The organism is Pseudonocardia sp. P1 (assembly GCF_000178675.2).
Taxonomy (GTDB): domain Bacteria; phylum Actinomycetota; class Actinomycetes; order Mycobacteriales; family Pseudonocardiaceae; genus Pseudonocardia.
Genome location: NZ_ADUJ02000001.1, coordinates 4,307,647 through 4,325,549, shown reverse-complemented (window position 1 = coordinate 4,325,549; position 17,903 = coordinate 4,307,647). Strand labels below are relative to the sequence as shown.

Below are 17,903 nucleotides of genomic sequence, written 5' to 3'. Positions count from 1 at the left end.
TCGGGGCTGTGCTGTCCGCACCTCTGGCACCAGGGGTGCGGTCACCGGTGCCCGTGCGCGGACCGGTCGGCGGACGGCCGGTCGACGCCGCGCGGGCTGGCCCGGTGGCACGGTGCCGCACGAGCGGCGATGCCGCCGGGCACGGCGACGGGAACCCACGGTAGCCGCTTGTGAAGGCCCGCACAAAGTTGCGATCTTGGTCCTCCGCGTGCTCTCTCCGGGCTCTGACCTGGACCTACCGGTGATCGATGCTCACGAACCGCTCACCGTGCGACCGAGGCCACTTCGAGGTCCACGACACCTCCGTCACCGGACGCCCGCCACCATCCGTGACGCAGGTCTCGGAGCCGGACCGGCCGGCGGTCAGACGACGGTGACGGTGCGGGACGGCAGGCCGGTCGCGGCCCCCGGCAGCGGTGGGCGGCGCTCGTCGGTCTGGACGGCGCCGTCGCCGTCGGTCGCGCGGCACTGCACCGTGTGGCCACCGGGCGGCAGCTCCAGCTCGGCCCGCCACATCCGCCAGGTCGCCCCACCCGCGGGCACCGGCGCGAGCTCGGCGTCCACCCAGCGGCCGTCGCCGGTGCCGACCTCGACCCGGGAGATCCCGCGCGGCACCGCCCACGCCGTACCGGTGACGACGACGCGGCCGGCCGGGACGCTCGCGTACGACGCCGGGGAGTCGATCCGCGACGCCGTCTCCATCGGCCCCGGCGGGTCCCAGCCCCGCGCCCGCCAGTAGTCGGCCCGGGCGGCGAACGTCGTGAACTCGACGTCGGTGACCCACTTGGTGGCCGAGACGTAGCCGTAGAGCCCCGGTACGACGATCCGCACCGGGAAACCGTGCTCGACCGGGAGCGCCTCCCCCTCCATCCCGACGGCGAGGAGCGCGCCGCGCGCCCGGTCCAGCAGCAGCGGGGCCGGGCTGCCCGCCGTCCAGCCGTCCACGGAGGTGGACAGCACCTGGTCGGCGGCCGGGTCCGGCGACGCCTCGGCGAGCAGTGGCGCCAGCTCGACACCGGTGAACCGGGTGGTGGACACGAGATCGCCGCCGACCTCGTTGGAGACGCAGGACATCGTGACCCAGCGCTCGACCAGCGGGCGTCCCAGCAGGTCGTCGAGGGTGAGCGTGAGCTCGCGGCCGACCATCCCGTGCACCCGCAGCGCCCAGGAGGCGGGGTCCACCGAGGGCACCCGCAGCGCGGTGTCGATCCGGTAGAAGTCCGCGACGGGCGTCGCGAACGCCGCGCCGCCCGGGAACGCGGCGCCGGCGGGCAGCGGGGGTGCCGGCGCGACCCGGCCGCCGGCGGCGAGCGCCCGCAGCCGGGCGGTGAGCCCGTCGCGGGCCGGGCCGATCCGCCCGGACGGGAGCAGCGGCGCCGTCAGTGCCGCGCCGGCGCCCAGCACGAATCCGCCCGCACCGGCCAGCGCCCCGGCCCGGAGGAACCGCCGCCGGGTCAGCGACTCCCGCAGCGGGCGGCCGTCGGGCAGCGTCCCGGCGGCCGACGGTGACGGCACGCGGGCCGCCAGCCGGTACAGCCGCCGGAACGTCGTCACGGTGACGACTACCGCGACAGCGCTGGGGACGAGGTCCAGCTGACCGGCCCCGGGTGCGGTCACGGCGGCGACGACGCCCAGCAGCCCGAGCACGGCCAGGCCCACGACGCCCGGGCGGTCGGAGCGCCGGGACAGGGCCCCGGCCCCGGCGGCGGCGAGCGCGAGCACGACCACCACCCCGGCGACGACCGCGTGCCGGCTGCCGACGCCGGCGACGACGGTCGCGAGCTCGGCGACCGCGGGCGGGGTGCGGGCCACGACCTGTCCCGCCACCACGCCGACCGGCGCGGCCTGCGGTGCGACGACGAGCGCGGCGAGCTGCCCGGCCCCGACGCCGAGCGCGGTCGCGGCCAGTCCGGCGAGCGCACCGCGCGGCGCGGGCACCACCGGGCGCACGGCGTCCGCGGGGGCCGCGGCATCTGTGGCGGGGCTCACGGACCTGCGGCGAGGTCCGCCCGCAGGCGCGCCTCGTCGACCCGGAACGAGTCGTGCTCCCGGCCGTCGAGGAGCACCACGGGCACCTGGTCGCCGTACTCGGCGCGCAGCTCGTCGTCGGTGTCGACGTCGAGGGTGTCCCAGCCGGTTCCCGTCTCGCCGCACACGCGTGCGAGCACCTCGGCGGCCTCCTCGCAGAGGTGGCAGCCGTGGCGGGTCAGCAGCCGCACGCGCACGGTCACATCCTCGCCAGCGTCCGGCGGGCGATCTTCCCGGTGGGGGTGCGCGGCAGCTCGCCCGCGAACGAGACGACCGCGGGGCGCTTGAACCGGGCCAGGCGGGCCGCGCAGTGCTCGGCGACGGCGTCCTCGGTCAGTCCCGAGCCGGCCACGGCCACCACGACGGCCTTCACCGCGGCGCCGGTCCGGTCGTCGGGCACGCCGACCACCGCGACCTCGGCGACCGCGTCGAGCTCGGCGATCACCTGCTCGACCTCCCGCGGGTAGACGTTGAACCCGTTCACGATCACCAGGTCCGACGAGCGGTCGACCAGGAAGAGGTCGCCGTCCGGATCGAGGTAGCCGACGTCGGCCGTCACGAACCAGCCGTCGGCGTCCGGGCCGCCGGCGCCGTCCGGCCAGTAGCCGGAGAACAGGTTCGGCCCGCGCAGCGCGATCAGGCCGGTGTCGTCGCCCGGGTCGGAGCCGACGTCGAGGTCGATCTCGTCGGCGTCGGGCTCGGGCTCCGGGTCGTCGAGCGGGCGGCCCGCGGCGTCCACCAGCCGCAGCTCGACGCCCGGCAGCGGCCGCCCGACCGAGCCCGGCTTGGCGGGCCGGCCGGGGTCGTTGCTGGTGATCACCGGGCCGCCCTCGGACAGGCCGTAGCCCTCGTGCAGGTCCAGACCGGTCGCGGCGCGGAAGTCGGCGAGCCAGGCCGCGGGCAGCGGCGCGCCGCCGGAGGTGCACAGCCGCACCCCGCCCATCGCCCGGTGCAGGTCGCCCGGGTCCCCGTCCGGACCGGCCCGGTCGAGCAGCATCCGGAACATCGACGGGACCCCGGCGATCACGCTCACCCGCTCGTCGACGACCGCGGCGAGGACCCGGCCGGGTTCGAACCGGCCCGGGAGGACGACGGTCGCCCCGGCCCAGCAGACCTGCAGCAGGCCGGCGGCGAGCCCGTAGACGTGGAACAGCGGCAGCGCGAGCAGCACCCGGTCGACGCCGTTCACCGGCGCGGGGCGCAGCTCGGCGGCCTGCCGCCGGTTGGCCAGCAGCGCGCGGTGGCTCAGCTGCACCCCGCGCGGGCGGCCGGTCGTGCCGGAGGTGAAGACGATGACGGCGATGCGCTCCGGGTCGGCCGGTCCACGCTCGGCGGGCGGCGCGTCCGGCGGTGGCGCCGACGGGTCGGGCGGGGCGAGCAGGGTCGCCCCGGCGCCCTCGGCGCAGCCGGTGGCGACGCGGTCGTCGGCAGCGGCCACGACGACCGACGGGCCCGCCTGCTCGAACACGATCTCCAGCTCGCGGGTGACCGAGCCCGCGCCGAACGGCACGGCGACGGCATCGGCCCGCAGCGCGCCGAACACCGCCACGCAGTACGCGGCCCCGTCCGGCAGGCCGATCGCCACCCGGTCGCCCGGGCGGACGCCCGCCGCACGCAGCCGGGCCGCCTCGGCGCTGATCGCGCCGTCGAACGCGGCCCAGGACAGGGTGAGCGGTGTGTCGCCGGTCAGGTCACGGACGGCGTCGTGCCCGGGACGCCCGGCGGCGTTGCGGGCGACGAGGTCCGCCAGGTGGACGGGGTCGTCCCCGGTGGGACCGGCGGCAGCGGCAGCGGAACTCGGCACGGGTCTCTCCTCGGCGGACGGCGGCGGGAACAGTCTGGCAAACCGCTGCCCGACACCGGCACCGCTCATCGCTGCATACGAACCGTGTCGATTCGGACACGCTCAGCTAACGGTTCACTGACCGCGCGTAAGGGGCCGCTCGCCGGACCGGGGCACGGTGAAAGGCGGCGAGTGCCGTGCACCACTCGATCACCGTTTATGCTCCGCCGCTACACGAGGTTCAACGCGCGAACCGCCGGTTCGTCGCGCGACTCACCCGAGGGAGTGGCATGCAGCTCGTCGCCAGCGCACCGCTGAGCAGCGCCGCCGGCGCCGCACGGCACCGCGCCGGGCAGGACGCCCCGCGCCGTGCCGGACCCACCGGGACGTGTCGCGCACGCCGGCGTCCGACCCCCCGGGATCCATGACCCGGCCGATGCGACCGCAGCGGCTCTTCCGGCCGCGAGAACGACCCGAGACCGCAGTTGATCCAGCCGTCCGTCCCGGTGGGGCCCCCGATTCCCGCCGAGACCGACCCGACGCCGTCCGCCCCCAGCCGGACGGGGAGGTGTCCGTGACTTCAGCGACCTCAGCGCCGTCCCAGCCGACGGGGCCGATCGCGTCCGCTCCCCTGGTCGACGCTCACTCCGACTACCCCGCTCAGCCCGCCGCTCACACCCCCGACGGCCGAAACACCCGATCGGGTCCCGAGCGCGAGATGCCGGCACCACGCCAGGCGCCGCAGATCTCCCAGGACCTGCCCCGCCCGGAGCAGGACCCGGCCGACGAGGCCGCCCGTGCCGTCGAGGACGCGAACAGCTCCTGGGCGCTCGTCGAGGCGTGCCAGGCCGGTGACGCCGGGGCCTTCGGCGAGCTCTACGAGCGCTACCACGACGTGGTGTTCCGGTACGTCCTGTTCCGGATGGGCGACCGCGCGTTCGCCGAGGACGTCACCCAGGAGACCTTCGTGCGCGCGCTGCGCCGGATCTCCTCGGTCAGCTACCAGGGCCGCGACATCGGCGCCTGGTTCGTGACCATCGCCCGGAACCTGATCTTCGACTACGTGAAGTCCAGCCGGTACCGGCTGGAGCAGACGACGTCGGAGATGGTCGAGCACTCCCCCGCCACCGGCGGGCCGGAGCAGCAGGTCCTCGACATGGCGACGAACGACGAGCTGCTCGCGTCGGTCGCCAAGCTCAACGCCGACCAGCGCGAGTGCATCCAGTACCGGTTCCTCCGCGGCCTGTCGGTCGCGGAGACCGCCGAGCTGATGGACCGCAACGAGGGGGCCGTGAAGGCCCTCCAGCACCGCGCCGTGCGCCGGCTGGCCCAGCTCCTCCCGGACGGCCTGCGGTGAGCGCCTCAGCGGCACGAGCCGCCGGGACGCGAGAGGGGGTGCGAAACACTGCGGTGAGCGCACTACTCGATGCGGTGAACGGTAGTGGACCCGTAACCTCGCGGCCGATCGGTCGTTGTGCAGACGAGCGCGCCAGGTTAGCGCCGACGAGCAGCGCGAGACTGCAGTGAGGACGGACGGCATGCCCAGGGCATGGGACGACAGGTATCCGGCGGAGGACGGTTTCGACCGCGCCCCGGCGGGTGCCCCTGCGTCGGAGGAGCTGGCCCACGAGATCGCACTGGCCGCGGCGCTGGACCGCTCGCGCCGCGACCTCTCGCCGGACCCGCACGCGTCGGCACGGATGCGGCAGCGGCTGTTCGACGTGCTGGCCCAGGAGGGCGTGGGCCGCGCCGAGCAGCCGCCCGCCGGTGCCCCGGCACCGCGGCCGGTCGGGAACCGCTCCGAGCTCTCCGACCTGACCGCGCCGATCGGCCCGCCGATCGCCGACGACCTCGACTGGGAGGCCGTCTCGAACCGTGCGTCCGCCGGTGAGCGGACCCCGGTCGCGGACGACCCCGGCGCCCGCTCGTCGCGCTCGCGGCGCGGCGGCAGGCACGTGCTGCCCAGCGACCACCCGGACCACCCCGGCCTGCCGGTCGGCGCCGCCGCGGGCCCCGCCCGCGACGCGGACGCCGGCCCCGGCCGGGAGGAGACCGTGCGCCCGTCGGGACCGCGGATGCTCGACCGCAGGCGGCCGAGCGTCCGGAAGCGGTTCGGCGTCGTCGTCGGCGGTTTCGCGGCGCTGGCCGTGATCGCCGGCGTGACCTCGACGGTCAGCCGCGACGCGCTGCCCGGTGACGCGATGTACGGGGTGAAGCGGGCCAACGAGAGCATCGGCGGCGCCTTCACCGTCGGCGACCAGGCCGAGGCCTCCCGCCAGCTCGATCTCGCGCGCTCGCGGGTGGACGAGCTGGAGAACCTGATGGCGCGGGCCACCCCGCCCGCACCGGCGTCGGTCGCCGCCGCCATGGAGGACTTCGACCGGGCCGCCAGCACCGGCAGCCGCATGATGCTGACCGGCTCCGGAACCGGTGGCGCCCAGGCGGCGGAGCTCGCCGAGCTGCGCACCTGGGCCGCCGCCCAGTCCGGCCGGATCTCGCGGCTCCAGGAGGAGCTGCCCGCCGAGAGCCGTCCGGAGACCGCCGAGGCCGTCCGCCTGCTGGACCGGGTGCTCGCCCGGGCCGAGGCGCTGCGCGCCGACAGCGGTTGTGCCGCGGACAGCGGCGGCACCGTCGACGATCTCGGCCCGGTGCCGGGTGAGTGCCGCACCGGTGGCGGCGCTCCGGTCGACGCGTCGAAGCAGTCGGCGACGGCGACGGCGACCCCGGAGGGCAGCACGGCGCCGTCGAGCAGTGAGGCTCCGACCTCGGAGACCACGAGCCCGGAGACGTCGACGTCCGAGTCGCCGACCAGCGAGACCGGGTCCGGTGACTCCGGTGGCGGCCTGCCGCTGCTGGGTGGCGGTTCGTCGTCGAGCAGCTCGCCGAGCAGCCCGTCGCAGGAGAAGTCGCAGGACGACGACGGTCTGTCGATCACCATCCCGCCGCTGCTGCCGGGTCTCGGCCCGGTCACCCTCGGCTGACCAGGACGTTCGAACGTCGGTACGCGGGCCCGGTCCGGAGCATCACGCTCCGGGCCGGGCCCGCACCCGTGTCCCGCCAGTAGGCTGGGAGAGCGCCCGAGCCCCCTCGGAGCGCGTGACGCCGTCGCACCAGGAAGGCCGCCGTGGTGAGTGATCCCGGGTCCGCTCCGGACGAGGTCCGACTCGACGCGACCGGCGCCGGGACCGACACCGGGCTCGCGGAGGAGCCCGGCGTGCTGGAACAGGCGACCGCGCTCGATCCCGCACAGCGGGCGGGTCAGGCGTCCGCCGCGGCCGCCGTCGCCGCGGAGCACGCCGAGCACGAACCGCCCGACGCCGACGCCCCGCCGCCGGACCTGACCGCCGCGGCGTTCTTCGACGTCGACAACACGATGATGGTCGGCGCCTCGATCTTCCACTTCGCCCGCGGGCTCGCCGCACGGAAGTTCTTCACCACCTCGGACCTGGCCGGGTTCGCCTGGCAGCAGCTCAAGTTCCGGATCGGTGGCCGCGAGGACAAGGGCGGCATCGCCGGGCACCGGGACACCGCGCTCTCGTTCGTCGCGGGGCGGCCGGTCGACGAGGTCGTCTCCCTCGGCGAGGAGATCTACGACGAGCTGATGGCCGACCGGATCTGGGCCGGCACCCGGGCGCTCGCCCAGATGCACCTCGACGCCGGCCAGCGGGTCTGGCTGGTCACGGCGACGCCGATCGAGCTGTCCCGCATCATCGCCCGGCGGCTCGGCCTCACCGGAGCGCTGGGGACGGTCGCGGAGTCCGTCGACGGCCTCTACACCGGGCGCCTGGTCGGCGAGATCCTCCACGGCCCGGCGAAGGCGCACGCCGTGCGTGCACTGGCCGCGTCGGAGGGGCTCGACCTGCGCCGCTGCACCGCCTACTCCGACTCGGTGAACGACGTGCCGATGCTGTCCGCCGTGGGGACCGCGGTCGCGGTCAACCCGGACTCGGAGCTGCGGGACGTCGCGAAGGCCCGGAACTGGCAGATCCGCGACTTCCGGACCGGCCGCAAGGCGGCCCGGATCGGGGTGCCGTCGGTGCTCGGCGCCGGCGCCGTCGCGGGGGCCGTCGCCGCCGGGATGGCCTACCGCAAGAAGTGACCGGGCACCGGGACCGGCGCCCGGTCAGCCCAGGAAGACGTTCCGGCGCTGGGACAGCAGCCGGTACAGCGTGTGCTGGATGGTCTCCCGGACCTGGTCGGTCAGGTTGAACACCAGCATCGGGTCCTCGGCGTCGGCGGCGGTGTGGCCGTCGGTGCGGATCGGCTCGCCGAACTCGATGTACCACTTCGACGGCAGCGGGACGAGACCCGCCGGGCCGAGCAGCGGGAACGTCGGGGTGATCGGGAAGTACGGCGCGCCGAGGAGCCGCGCGAGCGGCGCCAGGTCACCGAGCTTCGGGTAGATCTCCTCGGCCCCGACGATCGAGCACGGGATGATCGGCACGCCGGTGCGCAGCGCCGCGGAGACGAAGCCGCCGCGGCCGAAGCGCTGCAGCTTGTAGCGGTCACGGAAGGGCTTGCCGATGCCCTTGAACCCCTCCGGGAAGACGCCGACGATCTCGCCGGAGCTCATCAGCCGCTCGGCGTCGGGGTTGCACGCCAGGGTCGCGCCGGACTTGCGGGCCAGCGAGCCCGAGACCGGCATCGTGAACATCAGGTCCGCGCCGAGCAGCCGCAGGTGCCGGTTCGCGGGATGGTCGTCGTGCACGGCGACCGTGGTCATCACCGCGTCCAGCGGCAGGGTGCCGGAGTGGTTCGCGACGAGCAGCGCGCCCCCGGTCTCCGGGATGTGGTGGGTGCCGATCGTCTCCACCCGGAACCAGCGCTGGTAGAGCGGGCGCAGCACGGGCAGCACCAGGGCCTCGGTCAGCTCGGGATCGAACCCGAACTCGTCGACCTGGTAGTCACCGCCGAGGCGGCGCCGGAGGAACTCCAGCACCTGCTCGAGCCCCGCCTCCCAGGCCGGCTGCTCGTCGTCGTCGGCGTCCGGGACCGGTGGCACCGCGGTCGGGCGCGCCGGTTCCTCGTCCCGCGCGGGGCGGGCTGGTCCCCGGTTGCCCCGGATCGGGATCACCCGCGCCTCGGCCATGCCGTCGCCCTCCTGCTTCTCGCGTGCCTTCATGCCGGCGCCCTCAGCGGAGTGCCCGTGCGAGACCGAGCAGGCCGCGTTCGGCCGACGCGATCCGCTCCGTGCCGAGCACCGGGCTCAGCGCCTTGCCCCGGACGAAGTCGTCGAACGCCTGCGTGGTCGTCCACCGGGGTTCGAACCCGAAGTCGTCGATCAGCCGGGTCAGGTCGACGACCCGGCCGAAGTTGAGGAACCGCATCTGCTCCGGCGAGAAGTCGACCACCCGGGCACCGCGCAGCACCCGGCTGACCGGGGCGACCGCGGTGCTGGGTACCGGCAGCGCGATCTTGCCCGCGCGCCGGATCGCCTGGGACAGCATCAGCACACCGTGCGCGGCGACGTTGTAGACCCCGGGGAGCTCGTGGGTGGCGGCCCGTTCCAGGACGGCGAGCCCGTCCTCCTCGTGCAGGAGCTGGATCCGCGCGTCGTACCCGAGCACCGTCGGCACGACGGGCAGCGCGAAGTACCGGGTCAGCACGGTGTCGATGCGCGGGCCGATGAAGTTCGCGAACCGCAGCACCGTCGCCGTGACGTCCGGCCGGCGGCGGCTGAACCCCCGCAGGTAGCCCTCGATCTCCGCGGCGTCCTTGGCGTAGCCGCCCGAGGGGAGGTCCTTCGCCCCGGTCGCCTCGTCGAACACCGCGGGGTCCCGGGAGCTGGAGCCGTAGACCGCGGTCGTCGACTTCAGCACGACCCGCCGCACGCTCGGCGCCTTCTGGCACGCGGCGAGCAGCTGCATCGTGCCGATGACGTTCACCTCCTTCATCGTCGCGCGGCCGCCCGAGGAGGCGGGGCTGGCCGACAGCGACGCGTGGACGACGGTGTCGACCCCGGCGGTGGAGATGACCTTGGCGATCAGCGGGTTGCGGATGTCGGCGCGCACGAACTCGGCGCGGCCCATGCGCCGCAACAGGTCCCGCGGCGGCGGAACGGTGTCGACACCGAGCACCCGGTCGATGTCCGGGTTCGCCGCCAGCCGCGCCGCGAGGTGACCGCCGAGGTAACCGCTCACGCCGGTGACGAGCACGACGTTCGGGGTCGGCGACGACATGGGGCGACCTCACTGGACGGAGCCTGCGGACCACGCGGAGACACCGCAGGAACGGTGGACGACCGGACCGATCCTAGTGCGTGGCGGTCGTCGTGGGCACGGCCGCGGACGGGAACGGCGTGACGAGTCTGTGAACGCCGTGTGCGGCCCCGTGAACGACACCGGCCGCGCACCCGCCGATGAGCGGGTACGCGGCCGGTGCGCGAGTCACTTGCCGAGCTTGCGGCGCTGCACCCGGGTCTTGCGCAGCAGCTTGCGGTGCTTCTTCTTCGACATCCGCTTGCGGCGCTTCTTGATGACCGAGCCCATGGGTGCTCCTCCTGTATCGACGCAGATCGCCCGCGACCGCACCACCGGGTGGCCTCGAGGCGGGCCGCCCGCACCCGCCGGAACGACGGAGCAGGCCGTGCGACCGGTGGGAGTCGGCAGCCGAAGAACGAGTCTACCGGGGTGCCGTGACACCCCGGGACCGGGGGACCACCGTACGGGGGACGGTCCCGCGATCAGCCCGCGTCGAAGTAGGCGTTGCGCAGGTAGTCCTCGACGGCGCGCTGCGGCACCCGGAACGAACGGCCGACGCGCGCGGCCGGCAGCTCACCCGAGTGCACCAGCCGGTACACGGTCATCTTGGAGACCCGCATCATCGAGGCCACCTCGGCCACCGTCAGGAACTGGACCTGGGCCGGCCGCAGGGGCTCGGGACGTTCCGCCGCCATCGGGCACCGCCTTCCTCCCCCGACCAGTGCCCCCGGACGCCCGGTGGTGGGGGATGCGTGAGCAGTCTACCGGGACGGATGTGACGATCGGTCCGCCGGAGGGGGGCCCGATCGGGGAACGGTCGGGCGCGTCGGGGTGACGACGGGTCGTCCGATGCGCTGATCGGGGGATGACGGAGGGTGGCCTCCGGTGGTCGTCACCCCCGACCGAGGGCCACGGACCGGTCGTGGGCGGCGGTCACGGCGTCCGCGAACGCCGACCGCAGGCCGTGCCGCTCCAGCTCGCGCAGGGCCGCCGCCGTCGTCCCGGCCGGGGAGGTGACGTTCTCCCGCAGCACCGCCGGGTGCTCGCCGGTCTCCCGCAGCATCCGGGCGGCACCGAGCGCGGTCTGCACCGTCAGCTCGGTCGCGGCCGGCCGGGTCAGCCCGAGCGCCACCCCGGCCTCGATCATGGCCTCGGCGACCAGGAAGAAGTAGGCCGGTCCGGAGCCGGAGACCGCGGTGGCGGCGTCCTGCTTGGCCTCGTCGATCCGCAGCACCGCCCCGACGGTGCCGAGCAGCGCCTCGGTCTCGGCGAGGTGCCCGTCGCCGGCGTGGGCGCCCGGGGAGATCGCGCACATCGCGGCACCGAGCAGCATCGGGGTGTTCGGCATGACCCGCACGACCGGCGTCCCCGCGGGCAGCGCCCCCTCGAACAGCGACGTCGGCAGGCCCGCGCACAGCGACACCACGAGGGTGCCCTCGCCCAGTGCCCCGCCGATCTCGCCGAGCAGCGCGACGACGTCCTGCGGCTTCACCGCGACGACGACCGTCCCGGCGCCGCGCACCGCATCGGCGGCCGGTTCGGCGGCCACCCCCAGCTCGGCGGACAGCTGGGCGGCGCGCTCCGGGAACCTCTCGGAGAACACCAGCTCCCCGGCGTCCCGCCCGGCGGCGAGCAACCCGCCGAGCAGCGCCTCGCCGATCCGTCCGCCACCCAGTACCGCGATCCGTGTCCCAGTCATGGGCGGCAGCCTAGGAACCCGCTACCCGCCCAGCGGTGCGAGGGCGAGCTGACGGGCCTGGCACACCGTGCGCCCGGTCGCGTCGACGACGGTGACGTCCTCGTCGAACTGGGTCCCCGACACGGTGCGGGAGCGGGAGTCGACACGCAGCCAGCCGGGCGACGGACGGCCGCGCAGCAGCGCGGTGAGCTGCACCGTGGGCGCCCAGCCCGGACGTCCGCCGAGGTTGAACACGGTCGGCGGGAGGATGTCGCCCGCCAGCAGCGCGAACAGGACGTCCGGCTCCTCGCCACGCGGGCGCACCCAGCCCGACATCTCCGGGGGCCCGGTCTCCCCGCGCAGGAACGGCAGCGCGTCCGCCGGGTAGCGCAGCTCGCAGGCGGAGGCCAGCCCGCGGGCGCCGCCCTGCGCGGACGCGGGGTCGACGGCGTCGGCGGCCGGGTCGGGACCGAGCCCGACCGCGGTGTCCCAGCGCGGCTCCCCGCCGGGGAGGACGCCCGCGGTGACGGTCGCGTGCAGCATCAGCTTCCCGGCCTGGGTCAGCCGTACCGCGACCGACGAGATCGTGCGGCCGATCTTCAGCGGGGTCGCCTCCAGCTCCACGGGCGCGAGGTCGGGCGCGCGCAGGAAGTCCGCCGAGACCGCCAGCGGGTCGACGGCCGGGGAGCCGTCGGCGGACAGCCGGGTGAGCCCCGCCTTGGCCATCAGCACCATCAGCAGCCCGCCGAACGCCTTCGGGCCGACCGCCCAGACGTCGTCGAGGCCGGCGCGGAACCTGCCGTCGCCGAGATCGTCGAGGACGTGCGCGTCCGCGAAGGGACGTCCGGTATCGACCGTCGTGCCGCTCATGGGCTCAGGTTACCCATGGGTAGAACCGGGGTGGACGGTCAGCGGGAGCCGCCGACGCCGGCCGGGACGGTCGGCGCGAGGTGCAGCCGCGCGAACAGCAGCGACTCGGCGAGCAGGCCGGTGCGCTCCTGGCGGGTGCGGCAGCGGCGGGTGGACACCTCGAGGACGACGGTGCCCCCGTCGCGGGCGAACGCGCCGTCGGCGAGTGCCTGGCACACCTCGGCGCACGGCTGGGCGCCACGGCCCGGGACCAGGTGCTCGTCCCGCGGGGCCCCGGAACCGTCGGTGAGGTGCAGGTGGGTCAGCCGGTCGCCCATCCGCGCCATGAGGTCGAGCGCGTCGACCTCGGCGGCGGCGGTGTGCGACAGGTCGAGGGTGTAGGCGCCGTACCCGATGTCGGTCGGGTCGTGGCCGAGCGCGTACGGCACGGTGCTGATCGAGCCCCGCTTCACCGGGAACATGTTCTCCACCGGGAGCGTGACACCGTCGTGCTCGAACGCCCGCGCGACCTCGTCGCCGAACACGTCGGCGTAGCGGCGCTGCCAGCGGAACGGCGGGTGGACGACGACCGTCCGCGCGCCGAGCCGGGCGGCGACCTCGACGGTGCGGCGGAGCCGGTGCACGGGGTCGGCGCCCCACACCCGCTGGGTGACGGCCAGGCAGGGCGCGTGCACCGCGAGCACCGGGACACCGTGCCGGTGCGCCAGCCGCTCGATCGCCCGCGGGTCCTGGCTGACCGGGTCGGTCCAGATCATGAGCTCGACGCCGTCGTAGCCCAGCTCGGCGGCGATCTCGAAACCGGCCGCCACACCCTCCGGGTAGACCGAGGCGGTGGACAGCGCGACGGGAACCGGGAGCGGGGCGACGGCGGATCCGGGCAGGGGCGACGACGTCACATGACGTGGAGTCGTCTCCCGGTCGCTCATCGTTACCTGTCCAGCAGCACCAGGATCGCCGGGGACACCGTCAGCAGCAGCCCGACCAGCACCGCGAACAGCGTGGTCTTCAGATCGTCGTTGCGCAGCAGCGCCCGCACGCCGAGCACGAGGCCGACGGTCAGGACGACCGCGAGCGCCAGCGCGACGATCGGGAAGGAGAACCAGAGGAACCGGAACAGCACCCAGATCCCGGCACCGGCGACGGCGCCACCGATCCACTGCGCGATGACGACCGCCCAGGCCTGGCCCGTACCCGCGGCACCCGCGGACGCGGCGTCGTCCAGACCGGCGGGCGGCTGGGCCTCGTCGCGGGAGCGGCGGCGGCGCGGCTGCTCGTCGTCGTCGGGGAGGGCGCCGTGTTCGAGCTCGCCGTGGTCCTCGTAGTCGTCGTACTCGTCGGCGTCGGGGCGCGGGCGGGGCAGGACACCGGTCCGGCCGCCGTCGGCGCGCGGGTCCCGCTCCCACTCGCCGCTGTCCCCGTCGTCGGCGAACGGGTCGTAGGCGCCGGTCGGCGGGCCCGCGTCGGCCGGGGCACTGCCGTAGGGGGCACTGCCGTACGGGGCGCCGTCGTACGGGGCGCCGTCGTCGTCGGTGAGCGCCGGGGCGCCGAACTGGGTGGGCGGACCGCCGTCGGGGTCGCCGGCCGCGGGGCGGCGGGCGTTCATGCGGCTGGTCGGGATCTCGTCGGCGCCCTCGGAGCCGTACGGGCCCGCGTCCGGGGGGCCGTAGCCGTCGTCGGGCCGGAACGGGCCACGCTGCGCGCCGTCGGGTGCGGGCGGGGCGCCGTTCGGGGCGGGACGGCCGTTCGGCGCGAACGCCTGCGGCCCGGCACCGTTCGGACCGTGACCGTTCGGACCGGCACCGTTCGGGCCGTGACCGTTCGGACCGTGCGGGGCGCCGTTCGGACCGGCGCCGTTCGGGGCACCGAAGGGCGTGCCATAGGGCGCACCGCCGTTCGGCGGGGTCCCGTTCGGGGCGTTGCCGTTGGGCACGAACGGGGTCTCGGGCGGAGCGGGCCTGCGGGACGGGAACGACGGGTGCTCACCCGGCGCCGGGGCGTCCCCGCCGCGCGGGGCGACGCCGTCGGCCGGCCACCCGGCGGGACCGCCGGGACCGCGCTCCGCGGGGGCCGGGCGGCGGGGCGCCGCGGGCCCCGCCTGTGTCTCGGGGGCGGGACCACCGGAGCCGGGCGGCGGGCCGTCGTCGTCCTCGGACGCACGCCGGCGACGGCGCCGTCCGCTCTGGGAGCCGCCATTGGCGGCGAGCAGCTCGGCGACCGTCCGCTGCCGCGGCTCTGGGCTGTCCACACTCATCCCGACCACCGTGCCCTGTGTGTTGTCAAGGGTCCAAGCCCACCCCCGGAAACGTGCGCCGAGCGGTCGTCCCCGTTCGTTCCGTCGAGCATGTCGAACCGCCGGAGGATCACGCCCTCACGCAACGCCCACGGGCAGATGTCGAGCTCGTCGACCCCCAGCGCGTCCATCGCGGCCTGCGCGACGACCGTCCCGGCGACGAGCTGGTGCGCGCGGCTGGCGCTGACCCCGTCCAGCTCCGCGAGGTCCGGGCCGGACATCCGGGTCACGAACCCGGAGAGCTGGCGCAGCCCCTGCGCGGTGAGCGTGCGGTGGGTCCGCGGGCCCGCGCTGGACGGCGCGGCGCCGGCGAGCCGGGCGAGCGTCCGGAAGGTCTTCGACGTGCCCACCGCGCGATCCGGGCGGCCACCGGCGCGCAGCCGTCCGGCCACCGGGGCGAGCTCGTCGCGGACCCGCTCGGCCAGCGCCGTCAGCTCGGCGCGGGGCGGCGGGTCGGCGGAGAACGCCTCGCGGGTGAGGCGCCCGGCGCCGAGCGGCACCGAGGCGGCGACGTCCGGCGTCTCGTCCCGGCCGACGGCGAGCTCCAGCGACCCGCCCCCGATGTCGAGCACCAGCAGGCGCCCGGCCGACCAGCCGCACCACCGGCGGACGGCGAAGAAGGTCCAGCGGGCCTCGTCCTCGCCGGGCAGCACCTCGAGGGTCACCCCGGTCTCGCGCTGCACGAGCGCGAGCACCTCGGCCGAGTTGGTGGCGTCGCGCAGCGCCGAGGTCGCGAACGCCATCAGGTCGTCGCACCCGGCGGCACGGGCCGTGTCCCGGGCCCGGTGCACGCTCTCCAGGAGCGCCTTGACGCCCTCCTTGGTCAGCGCACCCTTGCGGTCCAGGTGCTCGGCCAGCCGTAGCTGGTCCTTGTCCGAGGACATCGGCTTCGGGTGGGCACCACGGTGCGCATCCACCACGAGCAGATGAACGGTGTTGGACCCCACGTCTAGGACGGCCAGTCGCACGGGTGTCAGGTTACCGAGCCGTTATCCACTCCCGGACGGCCACCACGTCACACATCGAACTTGTAGCCCAGTCCGCGCACGGTGACCAGGTGCTTCGGCGTCGACGGGTCGTCCTCCACCTTGGAGCGCAGGCGCTTCACGTGGACGTCGAGCGTCTTCGTGTCGCCGACGTAGTCCGCGCCCCACACCCGGTCGATCAGCTGGGCCCGGGTGAGCACCCGCCCGACGTTGCGGAGCAGGTACTCGAGCAGGTCGAACTCCTTGAGCGGGAGCGGGACGTCGTCGCCGTTCACCGACACGACGTGCCGCTCGACGTCCATCCGGACCGGGCCGGCCTCGAGGATCCCGTTGCCGCTCTCGGTCTCGCCGGTGGCCTCGCCGCCGCGGCGGAGCACGGCGCGGACGCGGGCGATCAGCTCGCGGGCCGAGTACGGCTTGGTGACGTAGTCGTCGGCGCCGAGCTCCAGCCCGACCACCTTGTCGATCTCGCTGTCCCGGGCCGTCACCATGATCACGGGGACGGCGGAGCGGGAGCGGAGCGCCTTGCAGACGTCGGTGCCGCTCATGCCGGGGAGCATGAGGTCGAGCAGCACGATGTCGGCGCCGTTGCGGTCGAACTCGCTCAGCGCGTCGTTGCCGTTGGCCGCGACGGCCGTGGTGAAGCCCTCCTTGCGCAACATGAACGCGAGCGGGTCGGCGAAGGACTCCTCGTCCTCCACGATCAGCACCCTGGTCATCTCATCCTCCGGTTGTCACGGTCTCGGGGGTCTCGCTACCGGCCGCCCCCCTGGGGCCCTCGACGCCCAGCCGGGCGGGGAGCCGCATGGTGAACGTCGAGCCGGTGCCGGGACGGCTCCACAGCCGCACCTCACCGCCGTGGTTCGCGCAGACGTGCTTGACGATCGCCAGGCCGAGCCCGGTGCCGCCGGTCGCGCGGGACCGGGCCGGGTCGACCCGGAAGAAGCGCTCGAACACCCGCTTCTGGTGTTCCGGGGCGATGCCGATGCCGCGGTCGGTGACGGCGATCTCGACCGAGCCGCCGACCTCCCGCCGGCTCACCGACACCGACGAGTCGGTGGGCGAGTACGCGATCGCGTTCTCGACGAGGTTGGTCAGCGCCGTGACGAGCAACGTCCGGTCCCCGTCGACGACCAGCCCGGAGGGTCCGTCGGCGGTGATCTCGACGCCGTGCGACTCCGCGGAGTTGCGGCTGCGGGCCAGCGCCTCGGAGGCGACGTCGTCGACCTCGACGGCGGCCAGCTCGGGCAGCCGCTCGGCGCCGGTCAGCCGGGACAGGGCGATCAGCTCGGAGACGAGGTTGCCCATCCGGGTGGCCTCGCGGAGCAGCTTCTCGCCGAACCGCCGGACCTCGGCGGCGTCGTCCTCGGAGCCCTCGGCCGGGTCCAGGCCGTCGAGGGTGTCGAGCAGCGCCTCGGCCAGCAGCGCGACCGCGCCGACCGGCGTCTTGAGCTCGTGGCTGACGTTGGCGACGAAGTCGCGGCGGGTGGCCTCCAGCCGTGCCACCTCGGAGGTGTCGACGGCCTCGACCAGGGTGAACCCGTCGCCGAGGGCGTGGATCCTCGCCTGCACCGCGACCGGCCCGCGCGGGGTGCGGTCCAGCGGGGAGAGATCGACCTCGAGCAGCCGGTCCCCGGCCTGCACGCGCTGGCAGGCGGCCCAGGCGCGGGGGTCCAGCCGGTCCTCGGTGACGGCGCCGAGCGCGGCGGCCCGCGGGTTGTGCAGCAGCACGTCACCCGCGGCACCGACGACGGCCAGGCCGGAGTCCGACTGGCGGAACGTGCGGTGCAGCAGCTCCCCGAGGGTGGGGGCCGCGGCGGACGGCCGGTCGTCCGGGGTGCGGGACGCGACGGCGGTGCGGCGGGCGGGGCGGCCGGCGGACGGACGCCGCGCCAGCGCGGCCCCGGCCAGCAGGCCCAGGCCGAGCGCGACGACCGCGATCAGCCACGCGAGCGTGGTCACGGGGGCATCGTAGGCAAGCGGGGGTGCCCTCTGGCCAGCGCCGGACCCCGGATGGTGACGCCCGCGACCCGCCCGCGCGACACTGTTCGGCCCGCGTTCACCGCGG

At 75.3% G+C, this 17,903-nt stretch carries 17 protein-coding genes; 3 read left to right on the top strand and 14 right to left on the bottom strand.

Annotated features, from left to right (window positions below; all coding sequences use genetic code 11):
* Window positions 1-363: 363 nt before the first annotated feature.
* From PP1_RS19850 to PP1_RS19840, 3 genes are read right to left on the bottom strand one after another with little or no spacing between them, the layout of a single operon-like run.
* Window positions 364-1,989, bottom strand: a complete 1,626-nt coding sequence (locus tag PP1_RS19850; protein WP_075314743.1) for a molybdopterin-dependent oxidoreductase — start codon at window positions 1,987-1,989, stop codon at window positions 364-366.
* Complete coding sequence (locus PP1_RS19845) at window positions 1,986-2,225, bottom strand: glutaredoxin family protein (protein ID WP_369821678.1); 240 nt, start codon at window positions 2,223-2,225, stop codon at window positions 1,986-1,988. Before PP1_RS19845 ends, PP1_RS19850 begins: the two co-directional genes overlap by 4 nt.
* Before the next feature lie 2 nt (window positions 2,226-2,227).
* A complete protein-coding gene (locus tag PP1_RS19840; RefSeq protein WP_060574769.1) occupies window positions 2,228-3,832 on the bottom strand; it encodes an AMP-binding protein in 1,605 nt (534 codons plus the stop codon).
* Between the two features lie 697 nt (window positions 3,833-4,529).
* Between PP1_RS19840 and PP1_RS19835 the strand changes: the two genes are divergently transcribed.
* The 3 genes from PP1_RS19835 (at window position 4,530) to PP1_RS19825 (ending at window position 7,910) form a co-directional block, all read left to right on the top strand.
* Window positions 4,530-5,168 carry a sigma-70 family RNA polymerase sigma factor gene (locus tag PP1_RS19835; RefSeq protein WP_010237326.1) on the top strand — a complete coding sequence of 213 codons (639 nt, stop codon included), beginning with the start codon at window positions 4,530-4,532 and terminating at the stop codon, window positions 5,166-5,168.
* Between the two features lie 181 nt (window positions 5,169-5,349).
* Window positions 5,350-6,792: a DUF5667 domain-containing protein gene (locus tag PP1_RS19830; protein WP_075314745.1), complete on the top strand. Its 1,443-nt coding sequence runs from the start codon at window positions 5,350-5,352 to the stop codon at window positions 6,790-6,792.
* A 233-nt stretch (window positions 6,793-7,025) separates the two neighbouring features.
* A complete protein-coding gene (locus PP1_RS19825) occupies window positions 7,026-7,910 on the top strand; it encodes an HAD family hydrolase (protein WP_033200521.1) in 885 nt (294 codons plus the stop codon).
* A 24-nt stretch (window positions 7,911-7,934) separates the two neighbouring features.
* Here the strand turns inward: PP1_RS19825 and PP1_RS19820 are convergent, their stop codons facing one another.
* From PP1_RS19820 to PP1_RS19770, 11 genes are all read right to left on the bottom strand, one after another.
* On the bottom strand, window positions 7,935-8,933 hold the full coding sequence (locus PP1_RS19820; RefSeq protein WP_010241353.1) for a lysophospholipid acyltransferase family protein: 999 nt from the start codon (window positions 8,931-8,933) through the stop codon (window positions 7,935-7,937).
* Between the two features lie 10 nt (window positions 8,934-8,943).
* Window positions 8,944-9,990 carry an NAD-dependent epimerase/dehydratase family protein gene (locus tag PP1_RS19815; RefSeq protein ID WP_010241352.1) on the bottom strand — a complete coding sequence of 349 codons (1,047 nt, stop codon included), beginning with the start codon at window positions 9,988-9,990 and terminating at the stop codon, window positions 8,944-8,946.
* Between the two features lie 207 nt (window positions 9,991-10,197).
* On the bottom strand, window positions 10,198-10,299 hold the full coding sequence (locus PP1_RS19810; protein ID WP_010241351.1) for a 30S ribosomal protein bS22: 102 nt from the start codon (window positions 10,297-10,299) through the stop codon (window positions 10,198-10,200).
* 194 nt (window positions 10,300-10,493) lie between these two features.
* On the bottom strand, window positions 10,494-10,706 hold the full coding sequence (locus PP1_RS19805; RefSeq protein WP_010241349.1) for a helix-turn-helix domain-containing protein: 213 nt from the start codon (window positions 10,704-10,706) through the stop codon (window positions 10,494-10,496).
* 197 nt (window positions 10,707-10,903) lie between these two features.
* Entirely contained in the window at window positions 10,904-11,710 is an 807-nt protein-coding gene (gene proC / locus PP1_RS19800; protein WP_010241347.1) for a pyrroline-5-carboxylate reductase, read from the bottom strand.
* 21 nt (window positions 11,711-11,731) lie between these two features.
* Window positions 11,732-12,559, bottom strand: coding sequence for a thioesterase family protein (locus tag PP1_RS19795; RefSeq protein ID WP_010241345.1), 828 nt, complete (start codon window positions 12,557-12,559; stop codon window positions 11,732-11,734).
* A gap of 38 nt (window positions 12,560-12,597) precedes the next feature.
* Window positions 12,598-13,485, bottom strand: a complete 888-nt coding sequence (locus tag PP1_RS19790; RefSeq protein ID WP_139323973.1) for a sugar phosphate isomerase/epimerase family protein — start codon at window positions 13,483-13,485, stop codon at window positions 12,598-12,600.
* A 2-nt stretch (window positions 13,486-13,487) separates the two neighbouring features.
* Window positions 13,488-14,810: a hypothetical protein gene (locus tag PP1_RS19785; protein WP_139323974.1), complete on the bottom strand. Its 1,323-nt coding sequence runs from the start codon at window positions 14,808-14,810 to the stop codon at window positions 13,488-13,490.
* Entirely contained in the window at window positions 14,807-15,817 is a 1,011-nt protein-coding gene (locus PP1_RS19780) for a Ppx/GppA phosphatase family protein (protein ID WP_060574764.1), read from the bottom strand. Before PP1_RS19780 ends, PP1_RS19785 begins: the two co-directional genes overlap by 4 nt.
* A 47-nt stretch (window positions 15,818-15,864) precedes the next feature.
* The gene (locus PP1_RS19775; protein WP_010234386.1) at window positions 15,865-16,554 is read right to left on the bottom strand and encodes a response regulator transcription factor; all 690 of its coding nucleotides are present in this window, start codon (window positions 16,552-16,554) and stop codon (window positions 15,865-15,867) included.
* A 1-nt stretch (window position 16,555) separates the two neighbouring features.
* Window positions 16,556-17,797 carry a sensor histidine kinase gene (locus tag PP1_RS19770; RefSeq protein ID WP_083697252.1) on the bottom strand — a complete coding sequence of 414 codons (1,242 nt, stop codon included), beginning with the start codon at window positions 17,795-17,797 and terminating at the stop codon, window positions 16,556-16,558.
* Window positions 17,798-17,903: the final 106 nt, after the last annotated feature.

Excerpts from the sequence above, each read along its gene's own strand:
- proC (WP_010241347.1), bottom strand. The coding sequence starts at position 11,710 with ATGACTGGGACACGGATCGCGGTACTGGGTGGCGGACGGATCGGCGAG.
- PP1_RS19830 (WP_075314745.1), top strand. The coding sequence starts at position 5,350 with ATGCCCAGGGCATGGGACGACAGGTATCCGGCGGAGGACGGTTTCGAC.
- PP1_RS19810 (WP_010241351.1), bottom strand. The coding sequence starts at position 10,299 with ATGGGCTCGGTCATCAAGAAGCGCCGCAAGCGGATGTCGAAGAAGAAG.
- PP1_RS19805 (WP_010241349.1), bottom strand. The coding sequence starts at position 10,706 with ATGGCGGCGGAACGTCCCGAGCCCCTGCGGCCGGCCCAGGTCCAGTTC.
- PP1_RS19775 (WP_010234386.1), bottom strand. The coding sequence starts at position 16,554 with ATGACCAGGGTGCTGATCGTGGAGGACGAGGAGTCCTTCGCCGACCCG.
- PP1_RS19835 (WP_010237326.1), top strand. The coding sequence starts at position 4,530 with ATGCCGGCACCACGCCAGGCGCCGCAGATCTCCCAGGACCTGCCCCGC.
- PP1_RS19820 (WP_010241353.1), bottom strand. The coding sequence starts at position 8,933 with ATGAAGGCACGCGAGAAGCAGGAGGGCGACGGCATGGCCGAGGCGCGG.
- PP1_RS19795 (WP_010241345.1), bottom strand. The coding sequence starts at position 12,559 with ATGAGCGGCACGACGGTCGATACCGGACGTCCCTTCGCGGACGCGCAC.
- PP1_RS19815 (WP_010241352.1), bottom strand. The coding sequence starts at position 9,990 with ATGTCGTCGCCGACCCCGAACGTCGTGCTCGTCACCGGCGTGAGCGGT.
- PP1_RS19785 (WP_139323974.1), bottom strand. The coding sequence starts at position 14,810 with ATGAGTGTGGACAGCCCAGAGCCGCGGCAGCGGACGGTCGCCGAGCTG.
- PP1_RS19790 (WP_139323973.1), bottom strand. The coding sequence starts at position 13,485 with ATGAGCGACCGGGAGACGACTCCACGTCATGTGACGTCGTCGCCCCTG.